The organism is Streptomyces sp. NPDC047014 (assembly GCF_040644195.1).
Classification (GTDB): domain Bacteria; phylum Actinomycetota; class Actinomycetes; order Streptomycetales; family Streptomycetaceae; genus Streptomyces.
In genome coordinates this window covers 1-7267 of the sequence record NZ_JBEYVX010000157.1, presented here as the reverse complement: position 1 = coordinate 7267, position 7267 = coordinate 1, and the positions used below count along the sequence as shown (strand labels likewise).

5 protein-coding genes are annotated in these 7267 nt (G+C 76.6%); 4 read left to right on the top strand and 1 reads right to left on the bottom strand.

The genetic code is table 11. From position 1 onward, the window contains the following. Positions 1-64: 64 nt before the first annotated feature. The gene (locus ABZ873_RS33575) at positions 65-469 is read right to left on the bottom strand and encodes a DUF5997 family protein (protein WP_360880463.1); all 405 of its coding nucleotides are present in this window, start codon (positions 467-469) and stop codon (positions 65-67) included. Positions 470-528: 59 nt separating this feature from the next. Here ABZ873_RS33575 and ABZ873_RS33570 point away from each other — a divergent pair, with 59 nt between their 5' ends. The 4 genes from ABZ873_RS33570 to ABZ873_RS33555 all read left to right on the top strand — a co-directional run. Then, a complete protein-coding gene (locus ABZ873_RS33570; protein ID WP_360880460.1) occupies positions 529-1350 on the top strand; it encodes a LysR family transcriptional regulator substrate-binding protein in 822 nt (273 codons plus the stop codon). 63 nt (positions 1351-1413) lie between these two features. After that, complete coding sequence (locus tag ABZ873_RS33565) at positions 1414-2511, top strand: PP2C family protein-serine/threonine phosphatase (protein WP_360880457.1); 1098 nt, start codon at positions 1414-1416, stop codon at positions 2509-2511. 40 nt (positions 2512-2551) lie between these two features. Continuing rightward, positions 2552-2926, top strand: a complete 375-nt coding sequence (locus ABZ873_RS33560) for a VOC family protein (protein ID WP_360880454.1) — start codon at positions 2552-2554, stop codon at positions 2924-2926. Between the two features lie 87 nt (positions 2927-3013). Further along, positions 3014-7267: BTAD domain-containing putative transcriptional regulator (locus ABZ873_RS33555; RefSeq protein ID WP_360880451.1), on the top strand; the 4254-nt coding region annotated here is incomplete at its 3' end.

The window sequence follows — 7267 nt, the reverse complement described above, 5'->3', positions numbered from 1 at the left end:
GGCCCGGCCGCCCCGAGGGGAGCCGGGCCCGACGGCGGGCGCGGGGCGCGCGGGAGCCGGCGGCTCAGGAGTTCTGCTCGCGGGCCTTCTCGGCGCGCTCGGCGTTCCGCTCCTTGATCCGGACCGTTTCCTTGCGGACCTCGGACTGGGTGGCGCGCTCCCGGAGCAGCCACTCGGGCTCCTCCTGCTTGAGCGCTTCGATCTGCTCGGTGGTCAGGGCTTCGGTGACCCCGCCGCGGGCGAGGCCCGCGATGGAGACGCCCAGCTTGTTGGCGACGACCGGGCGGGGGTGCGGGCCGTTGCGGCGCAGCTCCTGCAGCCACTCCGGCGGATCGGCCTGGAGCGCACTCAATTCACTGCGCGAGACGACACCCTCCTGGAACTCTGCGGGGGTGGCCTCGAGGTACACGCCCAGCTTCTTCGCCGCGGTCGCGGGCTTCATCGTCTGGGTGTTCTGGTGCGACGTCATGGTGTCAAGGGTATTCGAGCGTGTGCGCCCCTTCCGACCACGGCCGGTAACCTTGCGGGGTGACAGGCTCCGAGGTACCCCACACGTTCCGGCTCGCCTACGTCCCCGGGGTCACACCTGCCAAATGGGTGCGGGTCTGGAAGGAGCGGCTGCCCGACGTCCCGCTGACCCTCGTCGCGGTCGCCCCCGCCGAGTCCTTCGGCCTGCTGCGCTCGGGTGAGGCCGACGCCGGTCTGGTCCGGCTGCCGGTGGACCGTACGGATCTCAGCGCGATCCCCCTCTACACGGAGACGACCGTGGCCGTGGTCCCCAAGGACCACCTGGTCGCGGCGGTCGAGGAGGTGTCCCTCGCGGATCTGGCCGACGAGATCGTGCTGCATCCGCTGGACGACACCCTCGGGTGGAAGGAGCTGCCGGGCAAGCCCGCGTTCGAGCGGCCCGCCACGACGGCCGACGCGATCGAGCTGGTGGCCGCGGGGATCGGCGTACTGATCGTTCCGCAGTCGCTGGCCCGGCTGCACCACCGCAAGGACCTCACCTACCGAACGGTGACGGACGCGCCCGCGTCCCGGGTCGCGCTGTCCTGGAAGCAGGAGGAGGTCACCCCGGACCTGGTGGAGGAGTTCATCGGGATCGTCCGCGGGCGGACGGTGAACAGCACGCGCGGGCGCGGGCCGACCCCGCCGCAGCCGAAGACGAAGGCGAAGCGGGCGGAGACGGGCAAGGGTGCGGGGGCCGGTGGCGGTTCCGGCGCCGGCGCGCGGCGGAAGTCCGGGGGCGGGAAGCCGGCGTCCGGGAAGCCGGCCTCCGGGAAGAGCACGCGCAGTGGTGCGGGCGGTGCGAAGGGCGGCAAGGGCGGGAAGCCCCGCCGCCGGCCGTAGGGGCGCGGGCGGGCGCGGGCCCGGCTCCCTGCGGGAGGGCGCGCGGCGGTGTATGCAAGGGGGATGGAACTCCTGGCGTCGCTCACCCGCCGCCACCGGTCGCGGCGGGTGAGCCGTTGGCAGCTGCTGGTGCCGTTCGCCCTGATCGCGCTGGTGACGGTGGCCGACGTCCTCTCCCCGCCCGAGGTGCACCTCGGGCCCTTCCTGGCCGCCGCGCCGGCGGTCACGGCCTCCTTCGCGGGGCCGCGTATGACGGGGTTCGTGGGGCTGGTCGCCGTACTGGCCCAGGCGGTGGTCGGTGGAGCGCGGACCAGCATGACCGACCTGAACCACACCGTCCAGATCATCGCGCTCATCATGATCTCGGTGTCCGTGACCTTCTTCGCGCACCTGCGTGAGGTCCATGACCGGGAGCTGGTCCAGCTGCGGACGGTGGCGGAGACCGCGCAGCAGGTGGTGCTGCGGCCGCTGCCGGACCGGATCGGGCCGCTGGAGGTGGCCTCGGTGTACCTGGCCGCGGCGGCGGAGGCGCAGATCGGCGGCGATCTGTACGCGGCGGCCCGTACGGCCACGGGGACGCGGCTGATCATCGGGGATGTGCGGGGCAAGGGGCTGGAGGCCGTCGGGGACGCGGCGCTCGTGCTCGGCGCCTTCCGGGCCTCGGCGCACCAGGAGGCCGGGCTGTCCGGCCTGGTCGACTACCTGGAGGCGGCGGTCTCCGCGGACCTGGACGGCGGAGGTGAGCGCGGCGAGAGCTTCGTGACGGCGGCCGTGCTGGAGATCCCGGACGACGAGCCGGTGCTCCGGCTGGTGAGCTGCGGCCATCCGCCGCCGCTGCGGCTGTGCGCGGACGGCGGGGTGACGGGCCTGGAGGTGGCCCGCCCGGCGCCGCCGCTGGGGCTCGCCGGGCTGGTGGCCGCGCCGCTCACCGCGCAGACCTTTCCCTTCGCGGCGGGCGATGTCCTGCTCCTGTACACGGACGGCGTGATGGAGGCGCGGGACCGGGCGGGCGCGTTCTACCCGCTGGCGGAGCGGGTGGCGGCGATGCCGTCCGGTACGGGGCCGCAGGCGCTGCTGGACCGGCTGTGCGGGGATCTGCTCGCGCACGCGGCCGGGAACACCCTGGGGGACGACGCGGCGATGGTGGCGCTGCGGCGGTAAGGGGGTGCCTGTGTCGGCGCGGTTTGCCAGAATCGGGATCATGCTGACCCTCGGGACGATCGTGATGGGCGCCGCCGATGTGCGGCGGGCCGCGGAATTCTGGAGCCGGGCGCTGGGCTACGTACCGCGTGACGGGGAGGTGGACGAGGACTGGACGGTCCTGGTCCCGGCGGACGGGGCCGGCGGGCCGGGCATCGCGCTCGGGCTCAGCGTCTCCCCCGTGCAGGAGCGGCCGCGCGTGCACGTGGACCTGTACGCGGCGGACGCGGCCGAGCAGGCGGCGGAGGTGGAGCGGCTGGTGGCGCTGGGCGCCCGGCGCGTCGACTGGGACTCCTACCCGCCGGACCCGGACTTCGTGGTGCTGGCCGACCCGGACGGCAACCGCTTCTGCGTCATCGACACGGAGCACGGCTGAGGCACCGCGCGGGGGCGCTTGGCATCGGCTTGACGCCGGGGCACGGCGGATTGGCATGGCCCTGCCCGTTGGTACATTTGCCCGATCATGGTACGTGTGAGAGTCCTCGGGCCGCTGGACGTGGTGGTCGGCGGGCAGCCGGCACCGATCGGCAGACGCCGGCAGCGGACGGTCCTGGGCCTGCTGCTGACCGCCCGGGGCCGGGCCGTACCGGTGGACCACATCATCGACGCGGTCTGGGCGGACCGGCCGCCCGCGAAGCCGCTCAACTCCCTGCACGCGTACGTGTCCAACCTGCGCGGGGTCCTGGAGCCCGGGCGGCGCCCGCGCGGCGAACCACGCGTGCTCATCAGCAGCCCGCAGGGCTATGCGCTGCGCCTGCCGGAGGACGCGGTGGACGCGTGGACCTTCGAGGCGGAGGTGGCGCGGGCGCGCACGCTTCCGCCGCGTGAGGCGGTTCCGGTCCTGGAGGCGGCGCTGGGGCTGTGGCGCGGGGAGGCGTACGCGGAGTGGGGGCGGGAGACGTGGGCCGCGGCGGAGACGGCCCGCCTGACCGAACTGCGGCTGCTGGCGGCCGAGTCGGCGATGTCCGGCACGCTGGGCGCGGGACGCCCGCAGGAGGTGGTCCCGACGGCGGAGGCCCACGTACACCGCCACCCCCTCCGCGAGGAGGGCTGGCGCCTGCTGGCCCTGGCCCTCTGGGCCACGGGCCGCCAGGGCGACGCACTGGCCGCGCTGCGCCGCTCGGCGGCGGTGAGCGCGGAAGAACTGGGCCTGGACCCGGGCCCGTCGTTGACCACCCTGGAACAGGCCATCCTGACCCGCCGCCTGGACATCTTGCGCGAGTCGGTCCCCCTCGGCGAAGCGGAGCCCCCGCTCCGGGCGGGGGGTGCGGTGGCCGCTGCGGCGACGCAGCCGGGCGAGACCGCTGCCCCACCGGACCCGCACGGCCCCGGGGCCACGACGCCGCACCACGGCGTGGCGGTAGCCGCACTCGCGCCGGAACAGCACAGCACGGTTGCTGCCGCCGTATCGCGGCAGCAGCACGAACTTGCGCCTGCGCCGACCTCGGAGCCGCCGAGCGCGGCCGCACCGGATCTGCACAGCCCGGGGGCCGGATCGCCGGGCGCGGTCGGAGCCGTGGCGGCACCTGCTCCTGAGCCGCACGGCGCGGTGCCCGCCGCCGCGACATCGGAGCACCCGGGCGCGCCGGCCGCCGTACCGGCGGGATCGCACGGGACTGCGGCGACGCGGGCACTGGAACCGCAGGGGACGGTGGTGCCCGAGCCGTACGCGACCGCAGCTACGGCGGGCGGTGTGGCGTACGGCCGTGGCGCGGCTGCCACCGCGACGCCGGGACGGGAGGCCGACGGCCCGTGGGCCGCCGGCCGGACCAGCTGGCCGATGGCGGCCGAGGGGCCCCGTGCCGCTGGCGACGGCGGCCGGGCGGGCGCCTCCGCGCACCCGGACCTGACAACCCGGCCCGGGAGCGATCCCGGCACGGGGGCCATCCCGGCGGTCAGCCAGTCGCCGGCAACGCTTCCGGCCACGGAGACCACCCCGGCGGATCGCCCCCACGCCGTGGGCGGGGCGCACCCGGCTGCCGCCAGGAGCCTCGGCCTCCCGGGCGGAGCGCACCCGCCGGGCCCCTCCGCGCCGAACGCGGATACGTACGCCGGCCAACCCGGCAGCACTCACCACACGGGGACCGGCACGGGAGCCATCCCGCTGCCCCAGGCGGGGGATCGCCCCCACGCCGTGGGCGGAGCGCGCTCGTACGGCCTCCCTGCGCCCGGCGCAGTCGCGTACCTGGGGCGGAGCGATGGTGGCGAGGGCGCATGGGCCGATGGCGTGCCCGGGGGTGCGTTTGTGGGGCGGGAGCGGGAGTTGGGGGTGCTCGCGCAAGCCGCTTGTGCGGCGGTGCGCGGCGGGGCCGTGGTGCTGGTGGCCGGGGAGGCCGGGGCCGGGAAGACCGCCCTGCTCGGGCAGTTCGGGGAGCGGCTGCGGGGCGATGGGTGGGTGGTCGTCGGCGGGCGGTGTCCCGATGGGGACGGGGCGCCGGCGGCGTGGGCGTGGGTGGAGGCGTTGGGGGAGCTGGCCGAGGTGATGCCGCCGGAGCGCGTCGGCCCGCTCTCGCCGCTGCTCGATCCCGACGGGCTCGCCCCCGCCCCGCAGGGCGATGCCACCGCCGGGCGGTTCCGGCTGCACCGGGCGTTCACGCGCTGGCTGGTGGCGGCCGCCGAGCGCCGCCCGCTCGCCGTGTTCGTCGACGATCTGCACGAGGCCGATCAGGAGACCCTGGCCCTGCTGGGCCTCGCGGCCGCCGTCGACGGGGTCCCGCTGCTGGTCGTCGCCGCGTACCGCCCCGGCCACGACGACCCGCGCCTCGCCCCGCTCATGGCCTCGCTCGCCCGGCTCTCCCCCTTCCGCCTCGCCCTCGGCGGCCTGGAACCGGCCGACATCGGTACGCTGCTGCGCGCCCTCTGCGGCCGGGACATCGACCCCGAGGTCGTCCACGCGCTCGCGGAACGCACCGGCGGGAACCCCTTCTACGTCGGCGAGAGCGCCCGCCTGCTCCTGGGCTCCGATCCGGCCGCCGCAGCCGTGGCCGGCGTACCCGAGGGCATCCGCGACGTGGTGCGCCAGCGCCTGGCCCGGCTCCCGGAGGACGCCGCCGACGTGCTGCGGCTGGCCGCCGTCGCCGGCAGCGAGAGCCACGTGGCCGTGCTCTGCTCCGCCGCCGACTCCCCCGCCCCCGCCGTCGTGGACTCCCTCGACGCCTGCGTCACCGCCGGCCTGCTGACCGAACCGGGCCCCGGCCGCGTCCGCTTCGCGCACCCGCTGCTGCGCGACACCGTCTACAGCGACCTCACCCGGGTACGCCGCGGCCTGCTCCACGGCCGCCTCGCCGACGCCGTGCACCGCCTGCGCCCCGACGACCTGCCCGCGCTCGCCCTGCACTTCACCCGCTCCGGCGACCCCGCGCAGGCGGCCCGCGCCGTCTCCTACGCGCTGCGCGCCGCCGAACTGGCCGGGCACCGCTACGCGCACGACGTCAGCGCCGACCTGCTCCGCCACGCCGTCGAGGCGGCCGAGCTGATCCCGGAGTCCGGCGACGAGCGCGCCGAACGGGCCGTGGGCCTGCTCGGCGCGCTGATGCGCGCCCAGATCCGCGCCGGCTCCGGCGACTCCGCCGTCCGGACCCGCCGCCGCGCCCTCGACACCGCACGCGCGGCCGGCCGCGAGGACCTGGCCGTGGCCGCGTTCACCGCCTGGACGGAGCCCACCCCCTGGCTCACCCGCGACCACGGCACCGTGGACGCCCACGCCGTGGACACCCTCGAACGGCTCGCCGCCCGCCCGGACCTCCCGCCCGCCGACCTCGCCCGGCTGCTCCAGGCCCTCGTGGACGAGCTCCCGGGCGACGCCGGCGCCCAGGCCCTGGACGCCGCCGAACGCCAACTGGCCCTGGCCCGCCGCGCCCAGGACCCGGCGCTGCTCGCGGCGGCCCTCACCACGATGACCAAGCTGCTGCCGCACGAGGACCAGGCCGCACGCTGCGTCCCCGTGGTCGCCGAGCTGCGCGCCCTGACCAAGCGCCACGACCTGCCCGCGTACCGCTGGGTGTGCGAGCAGGCGGACGCGATGACCGCCGCGATCGGCAACGACGCGGCGGCGGTGGAACGGCACGCCCGGCACGGCCTGGCCGTGGCCCGCCGCTACCGCATGCCGGAGGCCGAGGCCGCCAGCCTCTCCACGCTCGCGATGCTGGCCCATGCCCGGGGCGCCTTCACCGAGGCCGAGGAGCTGTACGAGCAGGTGCGCGAACGCCTCGTACGGCACAACGCGCCGCGGGCCGCGGACCTGCACGCCCGCGGCATCATCACCATCCGGCTCAGCCAGGGGCGGATCACCGAGATCGAGCCCCAGGCCCGCGCGCTGCACGCCGCGTGGGGGACCCGGGGCGGGGAGGCCCTGGCGCTGGTCCTCGCGTTGCAGGGCAAGCTGGACGAGGCGCGCGCGGTCCCCTTCGACCCGCTGCCCGTACCGGACCACTTCTACGGGGTACGGCTGGGGGCGCGGGCCCGGCTGGCCTGCCTGCTGGGTGACACGGGGGCCGCGGCAGCCCTCGTACCGCTGCTCGAACCGCTGCGGGAGCAGCTGGGTTCGGCGGCCACGACGGCCTTCTGCACCCGGCCGCTGGCCCTGGCGCTCGGGGAGCTGCACGCGCTGCTGGGTGAGGTGCCCGCGGCGCGTTCGGCGTACCTCGCGGCGGCGGAGGTGGCGCGGCTGTGGGGCTCGGCCCAGGGTGAGGCGGCCGCCCGCGCGGCGGCCGCGGCC

Bases quoted from the DNA above. Each gene is read 5' to 3' on its own strand.
- ABZ873_RS33575 (WP_360880463.1), bottom strand. From the start codon at position 469: ATGACGTCGCACCAGAACACCCAGACGATGAAGCCCGCGACCGCGGCG.
- ABZ873_RS33565 (WP_360880457.1), top strand. From the start codon at position 1,414: ATGGAACTCCTGGCGTCGCTCACCCGCCGCCACCGGTCGCGGCGGGTG.
- ABZ873_RS33560 (WP_360880454.1), top strand. From the start codon at position 2,552: ATGCTGACCCTCGGGACGATCGTGATGGGCGCCGCCGATGTGCGGCGG.